This window comes from Bacillus sp. 5RYD7K (genome assembly GCF_059831465.1).
Map to the genome: position 1 here is coordinate 942630 of NZ_CP191200.1, position 16507 is coordinate 959136.

14 protein-coding genes and 1 riboswitch are annotated in these 16507 nt (G+C 46.4%); of the genes, 7 read left to right on the forward strand and 7 right to left on the reverse strand.

From position 1 onward, the window contains the following. Position 1 precedes the first annotated feature (1 nt). Genes ACQE26_RS04795 through ACQE26_RS04805 form a run of 3 tightly spaced genes read left to right on the forward strand, consistent with a single transcriptional unit; the run spans position 2 to position 3612 of the window. A complete protein-coding gene (locus ACQE26_RS04795; RefSeq protein ID WP_500470794.1) occupies positions 2-2332 on the forward strand; it encodes a xanthine dehydrogenase family protein molybdopterin-binding subunit in 2331 nt (776 codons plus the stop codon). Further along, the gene (locus ACQE26_RS04800) at positions 2319-3161 is read left to right on the forward strand and encodes an FAD binding domain-containing protein (RefSeq protein WP_500470795.1); all 843 of its coding nucleotides are present in this window, start codon (positions 2319-2321) and stop codon (positions 3159-3161) included. The genes ACQE26_RS04795 and ACQE26_RS04800 overlap by 14 nt, the downstream gene beginning before the upstream one ends. Then, positions 3154-3612, forward strand: coding sequence for a (2Fe-2S)-binding protein (locus tag ACQE26_RS04805; protein ID WP_500470796.1), 459 nt, complete (start codon positions 3154-3156; stop codon positions 3610-3612). Before ACQE26_RS04800 ends, ACQE26_RS04805 begins: the two co-directional genes overlap by 8 nt. 39 nt (positions 3613-3651) lie before the next feature. Here ACQE26_RS04805 and fbp read toward each other — a convergent pair whose 3' ends face one another. Beyond that, positions 3652-5580, reverse strand: coding sequence for a fructose-1,6-bisphosphatase (gene fbp, locus ACQE26_RS04810; protein ID WP_500470797.1), 1929 nt, complete (start codon positions 5578-5580; stop codon positions 3652-3654). Positions 5581-5872: 292 nt separating this feature from the next. After that, a riboswitch (glycine riboswitch) is annotated at positions 5873-5953 on the forward strand. Between the two features lie 144 nt (positions 5954-6097). Here fbp and ACQE26_RS04815 point away from each other — a divergent pair. Continuing rightward, the gene (locus tag ACQE26_RS04815; protein WP_500470798.1) at positions 6098-7441 is read left to right on the forward strand and encodes an amino acid permease; all 1344 of its coding nucleotides are present in this window, start codon (positions 6098-6100) and stop codon (positions 7439-7441) included. A gap of 489 nt (positions 7442-7930) precedes the next feature. Here the strand turns inward: ACQE26_RS04815 and ahpF are convergent, their stop codons facing one another. Together ahpF and ahpC are read right to left on the reverse strand one after the other, a co-directional pair. Then, the gene (ahpF, locus tag ACQE26_RS04820; RefSeq protein ID WP_500470800.1) at positions 7931-9460 is read right to left on the reverse strand and encodes an alkyl hydroperoxide reductase subunit F; all 1530 of its coding nucleotides are present in this window, start codon (positions 9458-9460) and stop codon (positions 7931-7933) included. A gap of 13 nt (positions 9461-9473) precedes the next feature. After that, on the reverse strand, positions 9474-10037 hold the full coding sequence (ahpC, locus tag ACQE26_RS04825; protein ID WP_004393188.1) for an alkyl hydroperoxide reductase subunit C: 564 nt from the start codon (positions 10035-10037) through the stop codon (positions 9474-9476). Positions 10038-10337: 300 nt separating this feature from the next. Between ahpC and ACQE26_RS04830 the strand changes: the two genes are divergently transcribed. After that, positions 10338-11024: a toxoflavin lyase-like VOC family protein gene (locus ACQE26_RS04830; RefSeq protein ID WP_500470802.1), complete on the forward strand. Its 687-nt coding sequence runs from the start codon at positions 10338-10340 to the stop codon at positions 11022-11024. Between the two features lie 35 nt (positions 11025-11059). Here ACQE26_RS04830 and ACQE26_RS04835 read toward each other — a convergent pair whose 3' ends face one another. The 3 genes from ACQE26_RS04835 to ACQE26_RS04845 form a co-directional block, all read right to left on the reverse strand. Next, on the reverse strand, positions 11060-11515 hold the full coding sequence (locus tag ACQE26_RS04835; RefSeq protein ID WP_060963863.1) for an RDD family protein: 456 nt from the start codon (positions 11513-11515) through the stop codon (positions 11060-11062). A 69-nt stretch (positions 11516-11584) separates the two neighbouring features. Continuing rightward, positions 11585-12751, reverse strand: coding sequence for an MFS transporter (locus ACQE26_RS04840; protein ID WP_500470804.1), 1167 nt, complete (start codon positions 12749-12751; stop codon positions 11585-11587). 79 nt (positions 12752-12830) lie between these two features. Further along, complete coding sequence (locus ACQE26_RS04845; protein ID WP_015240918.1) at positions 12831-13142, reverse strand: ArsR/SmtB family transcription factor; 312 nt, start codon at positions 13140-13142, stop codon at positions 12831-12833. A gap of 144 nt (positions 13143-13286) precedes the next feature. On the opposite strand from ACQE26_RS04845, the gene ACQE26_RS04850 reads away from it, so the two are divergent. Together ACQE26_RS04850 and ACQE26_RS04855 are read left to right on the forward strand one after the other, a co-directional pair. Beyond that, positions 13287-13709 carry a DUF5391 family protein gene (locus ACQE26_RS04850; RefSeq protein WP_500470805.1) on the forward strand — a complete coding sequence of 141 codons (423 nt, stop codon included), beginning with the start codon at positions 13287-13289 and terminating at the stop codon, positions 13707-13709. Between the two features lie 130 nt (positions 13710-13839). After that, complete coding sequence (locus ACQE26_RS04855; RefSeq protein ID WP_500471453.1) at positions 13840-15060, forward strand: beta-alanine-activating enzyme beta-propeller domain-containing protein; 1221 nt, start codon at positions 13840-13842, stop codon at positions 15058-15060. Positions 15061-15097: 37 nt separating this feature from the next. On the opposite strand, the gene ACQE26_RS04860 is transcribed toward ACQE26_RS04855, so the two are convergent. Then, positions 15098-16435: an aldehyde dehydrogenase family protein gene (locus tag ACQE26_RS04860; RefSeq protein WP_500470807.1), complete on the reverse strand. Its 1338-nt coding sequence runs from the start codon at positions 16433-16435 to the stop codon at positions 15098-15100. Positions 16436-16507: the final 72 nt, after the last annotated feature.

The window sequence follows — 16507 nt, forward strand, 5'->3', positions numbered from 1 at the left end:
GTTGGAGTATATCGGGAAAAGTGTCATTCGGAAAGAGGCCCTTGAAAAAGTGACGGGTAAGGCGAAATATACGGATGATTTACATGAAACAAGCACATTACACGCAAAAATGCTGATCAGCCCATATGCTCATGCCGATATTGTGTCTATGGATTTTTCAGAAGCCTGGAAGATTCCCGGAGTGAAAGCGATATTGGGCGATGAACCTTTTCCGCTTGCAGGTGAAGAAATTAAAGACAGGCCGCCGATTGCTTATAAAAGGGTCAGGTACCACGGTGAGCCGGTTGCTGTAGTTGTGGCGGAAAATCCAATCATAGCTAAAAAGGCAGCGGATGCCATTAAAGTGTCCTATAAACCTCTTCCCGTCGTCAATTCCCCCCGTGAGGCTTTTCAAAAAGATGCTCCCCTCGTCCATGAACATGTTGACCGCTATGAGAAGAAGGCAGGTGTATTCCCGGTTCCGAAGACAAATATCGCGAACCTGGATAAGATCAGAAAAGGAAATATAGAAGACGGGTTTAAGGAAAGTGATGTGACAGCAGAATTCCACATATCCTTTAACCCTTCTGATCACGCGGCTATGGAGACAAGGTGCTCGATTGTTGAAATTCGGGCTGATGAGGAGATTATCATGACAACATCCTCTCAAGCTCCTTTTGCTATTAAAAAGTTAATGGAGTGGTACTTTGGAATTGAACCCGGAAAGGTTATCGTCAAAACCCCTTTAGTAGGAGGGGCCTACGGGGGAAAAGCAGCCGTTCAGTTAGAGGTCATTGCCTATTTGGCATCAAAAGCAGTCGGAGGCCGGCCCGTCAAATTATTTAATACGAGAGAAGAGGATATGATCACATCTCCTGGTCATATAGGATTGGATGCCATTGTCAAATTAGGGGCCACAAAGGACGGAATTTTAAAGGCGGCAGACATTCAGCTTTTATTTGATGGCGGAGCATACTCTGATAAAGGAGTGGACATCAGCCGGGCTGCGGTGGTTGATTGTACGGGTCCGTACGCTATCGATCATATATCGTGTGATTCATATTGTATGTATACGAACCATCCATATCCAAGTGCATATAGAGGCTACAGTCATGCTGAAGTGTTATTTGCCTTTGAGCGGACGATGGATGTATTGGCGGAAAAACTGAACATGGACCCGTTAGAACTCCGCTATAAAAATGCCATTCGTCCCGGTGATACGACACCGACTCAAGTTCTTCTCAATTCAAGCACGGTCGGAAATGTGCCGAAATGCATTGAGAGATTGAAGGAATTAATGAATTGGTCCGAGGGACAGAGAATTGAAATCGACGGCCGGAAGATAAGGGCGAAAGGAATCAGCTGTATTTGGAAAACCTCAACATTTGATACAAATGCAACATCCGGGGTGATTTTAACCTTTAATCCCGATGGAAGCATTAATTTGATGTCAGGGGTAGTGGAAATTGGAACAGGGACAAAAACAGTGTTAGCCCAAATCTTGGCGGAACGAATGAAAATGGATATAAGCAAAATTCACGTGAAAATGCTTGTAGACACGCAAACAACGCCCGAGCATTGGAAAACCGTGGGGAGCAGAGGGACGTTAATGGCCGGAAGAGCCGTACTGAATGCAGCGGAAGAAGCCATTCGAAAGCTTAAGGAAGTGGCATCGTGTGTGTTGCGGGTTCCTGTCGAGGAATTGGAAGTGGCAGACGGAAAGGTTTATTTTATAGATTATCCTGCTGTACATGTTGAAATAAAAGACATTGCTTACGGATACACGTTTCCAAATGGAAATACCATTGGCGGCCAAATCATTGCGAGCGGCAATTATACATTAACCCGGATGACGAATTTAGACCGGGAAACGGGAAGAGGAAAGCCGGGACCCGAGTGGGCTGTAGGTGCTCAGGGAATTGAAGTTGAGTTGGATAAGCGGGATTATACGTATCGGATCACAAAAGCCTATTCTGTTGTAGATATAGGAACTGTACTGAATGAAAAAGCTGCAAGGGGTCAAGTGATGGGAGGGATGAGTATGGGAATCGCATTTGGAGGAAGAGAAACCTTTGTATTTGATCCGTATGGAAGAGTATTAAATCCTCAACTCAGAACATACAGACCCCTTCACTATGGAGAGCAGCCTGAATATATCATTGAATTTGTTGAAACCCCGCATGTGATTGCGCCTTATGGAGCGCGCGGCGGCGGGGAACACGGACTGCTGGGGATGCCTGCAGCATTGGGAAATTGCCTTTCCGCCGCTTTAGGTGTCCAATTGAATCAACTTCCTCTCATTCCCGAACAATTATGGAGGACGCAAATGGGGTGGAAAGATGATACCGTTTGATTTCGACTATTTTAAACCGAAGACCATTCAAGAAACAACCCGTCTGTTTCACTCGCTTGCGGCTGAAAAGAAAACACCAATGTATTTTTCCGGCGGCACGGAAATTATCACGTTAGGAAGGCTGAATATCGTCTATACGGATGCAGTAATAGATATGAACGCGCTTCCGGAATTTCACGCCATCCGTTTTGATGAACATGATCTGGTGATCGGAGCGGGCGTGTCATTAACGAAACTGGAGGAAGAAAATCCATTTCCGCTATTAAGTAAAACAGTAAGTGAAATAGCGGATCGGACGTCCCGAAATAAAATCAGCCTGGGCGGAAACATTTGCGGGGGCATCTATTACCGTGAGGCCGTGCTGCCGTTGCTGATTTCTGATAGTTTGCTAGGGATTGCAGGGAGAGAGGGGATTCATTACCGTCCCATAAATAAAGTATTTAACAAGGAAATACAGTTGCGAAAAGGAGATTTTTTATTTCATATCGTTGTCGATCGAGCGTATGTTGACTTGCCGTTTGTCAGTATCAAAAGAAGACAGCAGTGGAATGTCGGATATCCATTGGTGACAGTCTGTGCGCTGAAAAAAGATGATGAGATCAGAATGGCCTTCAGCGGCGTATGTCCATTTCCTTTTCGTTCTGCTGAAATGGAGGCTGTGCTTAACGATAAAAGCGGCACAGCAGAAGATAGAGTGCGCAGATCTTTACAGTATGTACCCAAACCTGTTCTTGATGATGCAGAAGGCTCAAGTGAATATCGGATATTTGTCTTGCAAAATACAATTTTAGATGCCTTACAAGAATTAGAAGGAGGTTCCAATGTCTGATCCTATTACGTTGAAAGTAAATGGTGAGGAAAGACAGATTACTGTCAGACCGGCCGACACTTTGTTATTTGCTCTCCGTCTTCGTCTCGGATTAACTGGTTCAAAGCCGGGCTGCTTAAATGGGGATTGCGGCGCCTGTACGGTATTAACGGACGGGATACCGATGAAATCTTGCTTAATGCTTGCGGCAGAAGGGGAAGGAAAGGACATTACGACAATTGAAGGACTTATCAATACGCCGATTCAAAAGGCTTTTATTGAAAAATTTGCGTTTCAATGCGGATATTGCACACCTGGTTTTCTCATGAATTGTCATGCTTTAGTGAATACTGAGCCGAATGCAAGTGATGAAACGATTAAAAATTGGCTGGAGTCCAATATTTGCAGATGTACGGGTTATAGGGAGATTGAAGAAGCGGTTAAATCGGTTTTACATACAGGGAAACCGTAAAAAAAGAGCCCAGAGAATCATCCCTGAACTCCATATTCCTCAATTCATATACCGATACTCCCGCAGTTTCTCCAAAATCGCGACTTCTTTCATCAGTTCTTCACCGACGTTCGTTTCTTTCACTTTCTTCCGCTCCAGCTCTTTGTCAACTAATCGTTTCACCGTTAAGACGTCGGTTCCGGTGCTCAGCACTTCGGCCTTGGAGTTAAAGTGTTTATGGGCGACGAGCTGCATGCCGTAGGAGTTGTATAAGAGCGTGTAGCCGGCGATGCCTGTTGTGGATTGGTAGGCTTTGGAGAAGCCGCCGTCGATGACGATCATTTTTCCGTTTGCTTTGATCGGATCTTCTCCTTCGATTTCTTTTACCGGTGTATGGCCGTTGATGATATGGCCATAATCCGGGTTGAGCCCGAATTCCTTCAGGATGTTTCGGCAGGCTGCCTCGTCTTCACGCAAATAGTAATACGGGTTTTTCTTTTCTTTATGCGTTTCCTTCTCTTTGATGAAATACCGCTCAAAGGTGGTCATGGCGCGTTTTCCGAAGAGGGAGGAATACTCGCCTGTCCATAAGTACCAGACCATGTCTGTCGCCAGGTCATCGGTTTCTTCCGGATGGGCAAACGCTTCCCGTAAGAATCGTTCAAAAACATCTAGCAGCTCACGGCCCGCATACGGTTTATCCTCAATCATCATCGTTTCCATATTGCCGTTTTCGTCAACAGGAATACAGCCGTGAATCAACAGGTTGCCGTTATATTTTAAATACAGGCTGCCTTTTTTCATCATAAAATTCATATGGCGGCCCAGCTTTTCGGAGTGCTGGACAGAAAACAGCAGCTTGTCCATGACTTCTGCTTCTTCTTCTTCTAATAGCTGATCGGGCTGTTTGGGATTCACCGTCGCAAAGCAGGTGTTTTCCAGTTGATACGTTTTTCCGTTCAGCGTGATTTCATTGCGGTCATAATCAATCTTTTCCAGTAACAGCCGTTCTTCCATATTAAAGTTCGGCCGTCTCTTAATAATCGGGCTCTCAAGCTTGAATTGGATCATCGCGATCGCCTGATGGATTTTTGTGATTTGCTTAATCTCATCTTCCGGTCTGTTTTCGGTTGCTTTCGGGCGGAAAGCCGGGTTATCATCATAATATTTTTCGGCAAGGTTCAATAGCGGTCTCAGATTGATGCCGTAGACGTCTTCAATAATGTCCAGGTTGTCATAGCGGGCACAGATACGGATAATATTGGCCAGACATACTTTCGAACCGGCATAGGCGCCTATCCAGAGAACATCGTGATTCCCCCATTGAATATCCACTGAATGATAGTTGATCAGTTCTTCCATAATCCTGTCCGGCTGCGGTCCGCGGTCATAAATATCGCCGACAACATGCAGATGGTCGACCACCAATCGCTGCACGCTGTAAGCAAGCCCGGTGATCAGCTTATCAGCTTGGCCGAGCGCGATGATCTGTTCTATGATTTCGGAGTAATATTGTTCTTTGTTGGCGGCTTGTTCTGTTTTGTACAGCAGCTCTTCGGAAATATAAGCAAATTGGGCAGGCAGCGCTTTGCGCAATTTGGAGCGGGTGTACTTAGAGGAGCAATAAGAAACGAGCTTAATCATCCGATGAATCGTTTCTTTATACCACTCGTTTAATGCCTCTTTCGTATCAAAGTCATGTTTAATCAGCTTCAGTTTGTCCTCCGGATAATAGACTAAAGCCGCCAGTTCATCAATTTCTCTATCGTAAATGACGCCGCTGAAAATATCGCGGATCTTCTCTTTTACTCTTCCTGAACCGTTCCGCAGCACGTGCTGGAATGCCTGATACTCTCCGTGCAGATCACTGACGAAATGCTCGGTTCCTTTCGGCAGGTTCAGTATCGCTTTCAGATTAATGATCTCTGTGACCACTTTTTCTTCACAATCGTATTTTTGTGCGAGCAGATCTAAATATTTGGTTTCCAATCTCGTCCATCCCCTTTTTATTTACGAGCCGTTGCATGATAAGGTGAATTTAAAGTATGACATGATATTTAAATCATTAGACCTTATATGATAGTACCTCATAAGTCCTTTTTGAGACAAACAAAACAGAAAATACGGCGCTTAAGGCCTCAACATATACCTTCCGCAGACAGCTCATCACCCCGTTGACAAATGATCAAACTTCTATTAAAATAAAAAGTTAGCTGATAGTTATTTCTATCGGAAACTTAATACGTAGCAGGCTATGATTGCTGTGGGTCGCACTACAGCAGGAGCGGCTTCTGGAGAGACCGCGGATTTTCCGCGGCGCCGAAGGGTTCACAATCTCAGGCAAAAGGACAGAAGAGTACCGAATATGTATTTGGCATGCTGTTGATTGTCAGCGGCGCAAATATAATTTGATATTCTTATGACCATGAGATTGGAGGGCATCCAATCTCTTTTTTTATTGGCTTTATTTTCTCGTCGTTCATCAAAAAGTAAGGAGGAGTCAGGTGTGGAACAGCGAGAGCTAAAGAGGGACTTGTCGAATCGGCACGTGCAGCTGATCGCCATTGGCGGCACGATCGGCACCGGATTGTTTTTAGGGTCCGGTAAGGCGATTCAGCTGGCGGGTCCTTCTATCATCTTTGCGTATTTTATTGTAGGTATTGCGCTTTTTTTCGTCATGCGGGCGCTGGGAGAACTGCTGTTATCTAAAGCGGGGTACCAATCATTAACGGATATTGCCGAGGCGTATTTAGGGCCGCGTGCGGCGTTTGTCACCGGCTGGACTTATTGGTTTTGCTGGATTATGACGGCTATGGCGGATGTGATCGCCGTCGGTGTATATGTGAAATATTGGTTTGACATTCCGCAATGGGTTCCTGCACTTATCTGTTTGCTCATTTTATTAGGACTTAATCTGTTAACGGTCAAGATTTTTGGAGAATTGGAGTTTTGGTTCGCCTTAATTAAGGTGATCACGATTCTCGCGTTAATTGTCATCGGTGTGGTTTTGCTGGTGATTGGGTTCAAAACGCATACCGGAACGGTTTCAGCGGCGAATCTGTGGGAGCATGGCGGCTTGTTTCCAAACGGGTTTTCAGGCTTTTTGCTGTCGTTCCAGATGGTGATCTTCGCCTATGTCGGTGTGGAATTAGTGGGTGTGTCGGCAGCGGAGACATCAAATCCGAAAAAAAACATTCCGTCCGCTATCAATAAAATTCCATTGCGTATTTTATTTTTCTACGTCGGGGCATTGATCATTCTTTTATGTATTAACCCTTGGACGCAGCTGAATGCGGCGGAAAGTCCTTTTGTGAAAACCTTCAGCTTAGTCGGCATTCCGGTGGCCGCGGGAATCATTAATTTTGTCGTATTAACGTCGGCCGCTTCTGCTTGTAACAGCGGGATGTTTTCTACAAGCCGGATTTTGTATAATTTAAGCAAAACGAAACAGGCGCCGGCCAGTTTCGCGAGGCTGAATAAAAATCATGTGCCGAGCAGCGCGTTATGGGTATCGGTCATTGTGCTGTCAGCGGGCGCTCTTTTAAGCAAATTGATACCGGAAGCAGCGTTTGGCATCGTGACCACTATCAGCGCGATTTGTTTCATTTGGGTGTGGGGCGTGATTCTTGTCTGTCATATCAGATACAGGAAAACCCGTCCGGACCTACACGCAAGCTCGTCTTTCAAGGCGCCGTTCGCGCCGTTTATCAATTACGCCGTGCTGGCGCTGTTTGCCGCCATTCTGGTGATTATGCTGTTTGCGGATGCGACGCGCCCGGCTTTGCTGCTGACGCCGCTGTGGTTTATTGGACTGTTTCTTATCTATCGGGCGAGAGGGAGCAAGACATAAAGGTTATGAATGAAATAGTAATCAGAGTTTCAAGAAAAAGACAGCGTGCCGCTTGCAGTATGCTGTCTTTTTGGCATATAGGAAACAAGCTATTTGTGCCTTAAAGGGAACGGTGGATAGCGACAAGCCTTATGTATAAAATTAGAGAGTCAACAACTAAAAAAGACTCGAATCATTTTGTTAAAAGAAAAAGTATGCCTCCCAAAATACAAATTAAAAAAAAGAAAATTGATGAGTCAGTAAAAGACTTTCTTTGCAATTCAAATAACCCCTTTCTAATTTGAGGAAAAAAGCAATAGATATAAATGGGGATATATTGATATTTTAACAAGGGTAATGTTAACATTATTTACCCTTAAAATTCAAATGATATAGAAAGAAGGCGAAAAAGTGGGAGCAGCTGCAAAACTATGAGGAAAAGCATGTGTTGGCGGAGCAAGCCCTAACTGATAACATAAAAAGCCGCCATTCATATGGCGGCTTTTTACATTAATTCCGGATCAAATAATCAAATGCGCCTAAAGCGGCAGTTGCACCTGATCCCATTGAGATAATGATTTGGTTGTACGGGCCGTCTGTGCAGTCCCCTGCGGCGAATAGGCCGGGAACGCTTGTCGCGCCGCTCTTATCGACGATGATTTCGCCGATGCGGTTGCGTTCGACGGTTTCGTCTAACCATTCTGTATTAGGCACGAGACCGATTTGGACGAATACACCTTGAAGTTCAACGTGTTTTTCTTCGCCTGTTTCACGGTCAACGAACGTAATGCCGTTTACGTTTTGGTCGCCTGTGATTTCTTTCGTTTGTGCATTTTTGTGCACAGTGACGTTTGGCAGGCTGTAAAGACGTTTTTGCAAGACTTCGTCTGCTTTCAGCTCCGGCGCGAACTCCAGCACAGTCACGTGATTGACGATACCTGCAAGGTCAATCGCCGCTTCGATTCCGGAGTTTCCGCCGCCGATAACGGCTACGTCTTTGCCTTCAAACAATGGTCCGTCACAGTGCGGGCAGTATGCAACACCTTTGTTTTTGAACTCTTGCTCACCAGGTACGTTGACATTGCGCCAGCGGGCACCTGTTGACAGGATCACTGTTTTACTTTTCAGTACAGCGCCGTTTTCAAGTTCAAGTTCGAAGAGGTCTTTTTTCTCAAGGCGTTTCGCGCGCTGAAGGTTCATGACGTCAATATCATAATCTTTCACATGCTCTTCAAGGCTTGCAGCGAGCTTCGGTCCTTCAGTCGCTTTGACGCTGATGAAGTTTTCGATGCTCATGGTGTCGAGTACCTGGCCGCCGAAGCGTTCAGCGACGACACCGGTGCGGATGCCTTTACGCGCCGTGTAGATCGCCGCGCTTGCGCCGGCAGGTCCGCCGCCGACAACAAGAACGTCAAACGGCTCTTTGTCGGCAAACTCAGACGCATCTGCGCCGCTGCCCATTTTCGCGAGAATCTCTTCGATGGTCATACGGCCGCTTCCGAAAGATTCACCGTTTAAGAAAACAGTCGGAACAGCCATAATGTTTTTGCTTTCTACTTCTTCTTTGAATGCCGCGCCGTCAATCATTGTATGAGTGATATTTGGGTTGAGCACGCTCATCATGTTTAATGCTTGGACGACATCAGGGCAGTTGTGGCATGTCAGGCTGATATAAGACTCAAAGCGGTATTCTCCGCTGATGTTCCTAATCTGGTCAATGACCTTTTGATCAGCCTTAGGCGCTCTGCCGCTGACTTGAAGCAATGCCAGCACTAATGATGTAAATTCGTGGCCGAGAGGAACACCGGCGAATGTAACGCCTGTGTCTTCTCCGGTACGATTAACGCTGAAGCTCGGTGTTCTGTTTAATTCAGTTTTTTCAACTGAAATTTTAGATGACATGGAAGCCAGTTCGTCAACGAGAGCCAGCATGTCCTTAGAAGTGTCATCATCACCGGCGCTTACTTTGAGAACAATGTCGTTCTCAATTAGCTGCATGTATTGATTTAATTGTGCTTTGATATTTGCATCAAGTACCAATGGAATGCACTCCTTAGATTTTACCTACCAAATCAAGGCTAGGTGTAAGTGTTTCGCCGCCTTCTTCCCATTTAGCCGGGCAGACTTCACCTGGGTTTTGACGAACGTATTGAGCTGCTTTTACTTTGTTTACAAGGTTGCTTGCGTCACGGCCGATACCGCCTGCATTGATTTCAACTGTTTGGATGACGCCATCAGGATCGATGATGAATGTTCCGCGGTCAGCAAGACCAGTTTCTTCGTCAAGAACGTCGAAGTTGCGGGAGATCGTTTGAGATGGATCACCGATCATTGCGTAAGTGATTTTGCCGATTTTTTCAGAGCTGTCATGCCAGCCTTTGTGTACGAAATGAGTATCTGTAGAAACAGAGTATACTTCAACGCCTAATTCTTTCAGTGCAGCGTATTGTCCTTGAAGATCTTCAAGCTCAGTCGGGCAAACGAAAGAGAAATCTGCTGGGTAGAAGCAGAAAACGCTCCATTGACCTTTCAAATCTTCGTTTGTTACATCGATGAATTCACCGTTTTTGAAAGCTTTTGCTTCGAATGGCAGTACTTCTTTTCCAATTAAAGACATAATATCTTCCTCCTGAAATGTGATTTTAAAATATATTAAAAAGACAAAGCATTCACTTTATCTTTCAATAATAATTCTAATTATATATAGATTATTAAATAACATTTATTTTTTGTCAAGCAATATGAGGTATTATTTTCTGCTTTTTTTGCTTTAAACGTTAAAAATCGCTTGGTATAAGCGGTTTGGCGCTGTTTATCATGTTTAGCGCCGGGCGAAAGGGGGATTCTCAATTGGTGAAACGAAATAGTGGGAAATCAACCCCTCTATATGGCAGTATAAACCAAAGGGGGTATGATCATGCAAATAAATAACATTACTTTGTACAGTTGTGCTTTAGAGGAGACGAAAGACTTCTATGTAAGGGTGTTGGGTTTTTCTTTAGCGGATCAGTCCGATGATTCGTTTACAATCAGGGCGGGAGAAAGCGAATTGGAATTCAGGCGCACCGATTCTCAATCTCATCCGACGTATCATTTCGCGTTTAACATTCCGAATAATCGTTTTGATGAGGCGAAGGCATGGATGAAGGATAAAGTCGTTTTTCAAACGGAAGATGGCGAGGATGAGGTGTATTTCTCTCATATACATGCGCGTTCCTTTTATTTCAAAGATCCGTCCAACAATCTGGCGGAATTCATCGCGAGAGAAACGTCACCGGCAAGCGCGGAACGTTTTTCGATTGAGTCCGTCCTGAATATCGGCGAGGTGAATCTGACGGCTGCCGAGGTGGTATCGACGGGGAAGGAGCTGCAGCGTTTCGGTATACCGGTGAGAGACGGCGCGCCTCTTAAGGAGAACGGATTTCATTTTATGGGTGATTACAATGATGGGGCGTTTTTGCTTTTAGGGCCGAACGGCCGCCGCTGGATTTTTTCTGATCAGCATGCGGAGTTTCATCCGCTGTCTGTCATTGTGAACGGGACGATCCGCATTGAGGCTGACGGAAAAGGCGGCATTGACATCAAGCGGGCGCAGCCGTCATAAAAAGCCCGGGCTCAAAAGGCCCGGACTTAAGGACATTATTTATAAACAACCCGGGTGCTGCACATGATGTCGTGCAGCGCTTTTTTCTCTCCGAAGGCACCCATAATGAAACCGATATAAAGAATGACCTTAGATATGATATAAGCGAAAGCGCGTCCGAAGGCCTGGCCGATGGAAATGCGTCCGCCATCTTCATTGACGACCTTAAGGCCGAGCAATGCTTTTCCCAGTGTCCCCTGCATCTTTGAGGCTGTGAGCAGGCTGAAATATAAGATGCTGATCACAAAAGAGCTCACAAGAATCGGGATGACGCCGAACACCAGAAAAGAGATGTTAAACTGATTTTCGGTCATGAAGGGGTCAGCCGCCGCAACGCCTGCCGCAAATAAAAAAGTGACTGCAAATTGAATAATAAAAATCGGAATTCCTATGATGATCTGATCAATGACGTAAGCCAGAAACCGAATCCAAAATCCTGCCGGTCTTTCCATGTATCTTTTTCTCTCCCTTGTTTTAATCTGGCATATTATACGAAAACATGCCGGATTTTGCAACGGAGCTTAAGCTTCTGCGAGCGGCCTCTTTCCCCATGCTAAGCGTCCCATGATCAGTCCGAAAGCCAGAAGGGCAAACATGATGCCGCACCACATCAGCTGATGGATTCCCAAATGTGAAATAAACCAGCCGCCCGCCGCCGTTCCGATGGTGATGCCGAGGTTGGAAAAGGAGACAAACAGGCTGTTGCCGAATTCGGGGGCCTCCTTTGCTTCCGCAGTAAGCCAAGTCTGACTCACAATGAGCCCGCCGGAATGAACGGCGCCCCATACGAAGACGAGGACGGCCATCGGTGCGAAAGACGTCCCAAACCCGTATATGAGCAAGTAGGCGGCTGTATAAAGAAGCGGAAACAGGATGACAGTCTTTTTCATATTTTTGTATAACAAAGCGCCGAAGACGAAATTCCCGGCTATCATAATCACCCCGAAGCTCATCAGCATGAAGCTGACCCATGTGCCGTTCATATGCGACACCCGTCCGAGGTACTCCGCAAAATAGCTGTAGACAGAAAACATGGCCGCAAAGAGACAGGTGACGGCAGCGATATTAAGCCACAAGGCCGGTTTGCGAAGGATGCCGAGCTGGCTTCGGAAAGACATTTTTTCTGTGACCGGCATGGATGGCAAAAAGAGAAGAATGCCCATGAACGCGATGAGACTGACGATCGCGCCGAATAGGAAGGCTGATTCAAGGGAGAGACGCTCAGCCAGATAGGACGTGAAAGGGACGCCGAACGCAAAGCCGGCGGTGATGCCTGAAAAGACTTTCGTTACGGCTTTTCCGGATTGGCCGGCGGGAACAAGGCGGGCCGCGGCCGCAAGCGCTACAGAAAAGAACACGGGGTGGCATAAGGCCGGAATGATCCGAAACGCAAGCATGACACTGAAATGTGCCGTATACGCGTAGACCGCATTAGAAACGGCAAACATCAGCACCGCCAAAAGCAGAATGTATTTCCGGTTTATACCTGAAGCAAGCAAGGTCAAAAACGGCCCCGACACAGCGACGATGAATGCGAAAATACTGACAAGCCACCCCGCTTTTGAAGCGGTCATTTGAAATCTGTCCGCCATCTGCGGAAGAACCCCGATGATGCCCATCTCGGTCGTAATAATCCCGAAAACCCCTAGGGCCAAAAATAGAATGAAGATGGAACTGCTTTTTTTCATTGTTATGTATGCCTCCTTTTTATAACTACATATACAGAAAAATAGATATGTTAGAACGAAAAAAGCCCTCCTTTCATGGTTATAGCTGGTGCTGAACATAGTCAGCAAAGGCTTTAATTTGTTTTTCGTTCCTTCTGTAATAGGTCCACTTCCCGATTCGTTCAGATTCCAGCAGGCCGGCTTTTTGCATGGTCAGCAGGTAGCTGGAGATGACGGACTGCGCAAGCCCCGACTTTGCCTGAATATCACCGACGCAAATTCCGGTGCGGAAACTGAGGCCCTGCTCAAGATAAGGCCTTTCATCAAAATGGTCCTCCGGGTGTTTAAGCCATGTCATAATATCACTTCGTGTTTTGTTAGATAGCGCTTTATGAATCAATATCGGTTCCATAACGTTTATTATATCTATTTTTCTGGATTTGTAAATTCGTTTTTTGACGAAACGCTTCTCAAAATAAGTAGAAAGCATGTTAAAATATAACATATTATCAGATTACCGGTAAAAAATCCGGGTATTTGTCAGGAGGATATTCACATGAATCAAAAGAAAAAAGGTACGATCGCGGTGACCTTGCTTTCCGCTCTGATGTTTTGTCTATTGCTGGTCATCGTCTCGCTTTCTCCGCTTGCGGAAACGGGGCCGAACGCGAATCGTTTTAACTCCGCGGGCATGTGGGCCGCCGTCGGTCAGATCCTTGTTATATATGCGGTCCCGTTCATTATGTATGTTCTAGGTGTTCGTGTCATGAAAATCATCATGGCCGTTTTTTGCGGAATCGGGCTTATCATTTGCGCGGCTGTCTTGTTGGTGGCGCTATTGGCCGCCATTTCCTTAGGGCAGGAGCTGTCTCTTTATTACGGTCCTCTCGCATGGTCGGGCGCAGCTTTTATCGTCAATGTGATATGGTACATCGCCGCGTTTCGTTCCTCTCCGAAACATCAGCAGCAGTCTATGTGACATTTGTTCTATAAATCTGCCGAAAATACAAATATTTCATAGGATGATTATGGTATGATTATAGCGGTATAGCAGTTTTTAATAGAAACGGGAGGAACTGACATTGAAAAAAAAGACGGCTTCACTTCGAATGAAAACATTGGCAGCCGGCGCTGCGGTTGCTGCGGCTTTATCTGTGGGAGCGGTTTCTGATCTGCCGGGGGCAAAATGGCTGCATCCGGCGGCTGCTCAAGCTGCGGAAACGGTATTTAAACAAAATCATGCGGCATCCGGTTTCTTGACGGGACGGTATGACGCGCAGGCCATGTCTCCGACGATGTTCAACTGGTCAAGGGAAAGCCGATTCACAAGCACTGCTGACGGATCGTTAAAATGGGAAAAGAATGTCCCGGCCAATCCTCAAAACGGTGCGGGAGCCGCGGTTGACGGGGACGGCACCGTATTTATTCAATCAAAAGACGGGAAGCTGACGGCGTATCATCCGGACGGTACTGTGAAATGGGTGACGGAAAACCTCGGGACGACCTATACGCTGACTCCGGTGCTCGGAACAAACGGTGTCATTTATCTCCCTTCTCACGATAAAAAACTGTATTTCATCGACAAAGAAACCGGAAACATTTTAACTTCAGTTCCGCTGAGCGGAGCGCCGAGTTCCGATGCGGCTATCGGCTCTGACGGCACGCTGTATGTGTCGACGCTGGATAACTATATCTATGCGATTAAACCGACATCGCCTTCGACATGGACGCAAAAGTGGAAGTTTAAAACAAACGGCGTGGTCGGCTCCGCTCCCGTGTTAGCGTCAAACGGCACGCTGTATACGGCAACGTACAATAATATCTTTTATGCGATCAATTCCGGAACGGGCCAAGTGAAATGGTCAAAAACAACGTCCAACGGGTTTAAAGGCTATCCGGTTATTGACAGAGACGGCACCGTTTACGCCGGAAACCAAGACGGCAGCTTATACGCCTATACCTCAACGGGTGCTGTAAAATGGACGTTCCCGTTAAACGGTTTCTCCAGCTCTTCATTAGCGATCGACCATAACGGCAATGTGTATATCGGTTCCGGAAGCGGCGAGCTGTTTTCCATCAGCAAAACCGGTAATATGAACTGGTCTTTCTATACGGACGGGCCTGTGAGAACGGCGCCGCTGATTGATGCAGACGGCAATGTGTACTTCGGCTCTGACGATAAAAACGTCTATGCGGTCGACGCTGACGGTAATGAAAAATGGCGCTATCAAACAGACAGCAATGTCATTTCCTCCCCGGTTCTGGCTGAAGACGGCACGCTTTACGTCGGCACTTTTACGAAACTGCTCGCATTCGGGGCAAAAAAATAATAAAGAAGAATCCGCGTCATCTGCGCGGATTCTTTTTTTATTTAGAGGCTTGAATAAATACGCCTTTTTCATGAGAAAATTCTTTAAAGCCGTACACACCGTGGTATGAACCGATTCCGCTCGTATTAACGCCGCCGAACGGAAGGTTAACGTCAGTGAAATGAACGACAACATCATTGATAGAAGCGTTGCCGGACGTCGTGTGCTGCAGAACATAATCGATCAGCTCCTGATTATGGCTGAATACATACAAGGCAAGCGGCTTGTCCCGGTCAGTGATGTAATCAACGGCTTCACTGATATCTTCGTAATTCATAATCGGCAGAATCGGTGCGAAAATCTCCTCCTGCATGATCTTCATATCGGGCGTGACGTTTGTCAGCACGGTCGGAGAAATCGTGCGGTCATGTGCATCGAATACGCCGCCGAAGGCCGTTTTCGCCCCTTTTTCAATGGCATCATCATACAGGGCTTTGACACGGTTAAAGTTGCGCTCATTGACAATCTGCGTGAATTTATTGCGGTCAACCGTATGATCATCTTCCATAAAACCTGCATTGACAATGGTTTGCAGGAGATCTGTAAAGGTGTCCTGTACATCTTCCTTCATAAGGAGATAGTCAGGAGCGATACATGTTTGTCCCGCATTGACAAATTTGCCGACGGCGATTTTTTTCGCCGCGTCCATTAAATCATAGCCGCTGTCAATGATCGTCGGGCTTTTTCCGCCAAGCTCAAGCGTGACGGACGACAAGTGCTTCGCCGCTGCCGTCATGACGATTTTGCCGACATTCGTGCTGCCGGTGAAGAAAATGTGGTCAAACGGCTGGTCGAGCAGTTCTGTCGCGACATCAACCTCACCTTCAAAAATGGCGACTTCTTCTTCATGAAATGCCTCGCGAATGACTGTCGCGGCAATATGGCTCGTCTCCATCGTAAAATCAGACAGCTTCACAATCGCGCTGTTGCCGGCTGCAATGGCGGCGGCAAGCGGAGCCATCGTCAGCATAAACGGATAATTCCATGGTCCGAGAATTAAGGTGACGCCTTTTGGCTCGTACATTAATACGCCGTCAGCGTCCGGGCTGACGGATGAGCCGACGCGTTTCGGCGCCATCCAGGTGTCGAGATTGTTCATATTATCTTTAATCGCCTTGATTGTTCCCTGCGTTTCCGCTCTTTTCACCTCATGATAAGGCTTGCGGACGTCCCGTCTGATCGCCTCGATGATTTCTTCTTCATGAGCGGTGACGGCATCTAAAAAGCGCTGAAGCTTTTCTTTGCGCTGCTCGGCTGTTGAAGCACGCAGGGTTTTTTGATTTTTTTTCTGAAGCTCAAAGACGCGTTTGATGTCTGCTTTTATATGCTGATCCATCGGTCTTCCTCCTCTGGTTGCTTTTTTGTTTCTTCAGGGCCTATTATAGTGTGATGTGATTTTGCGGCAAAG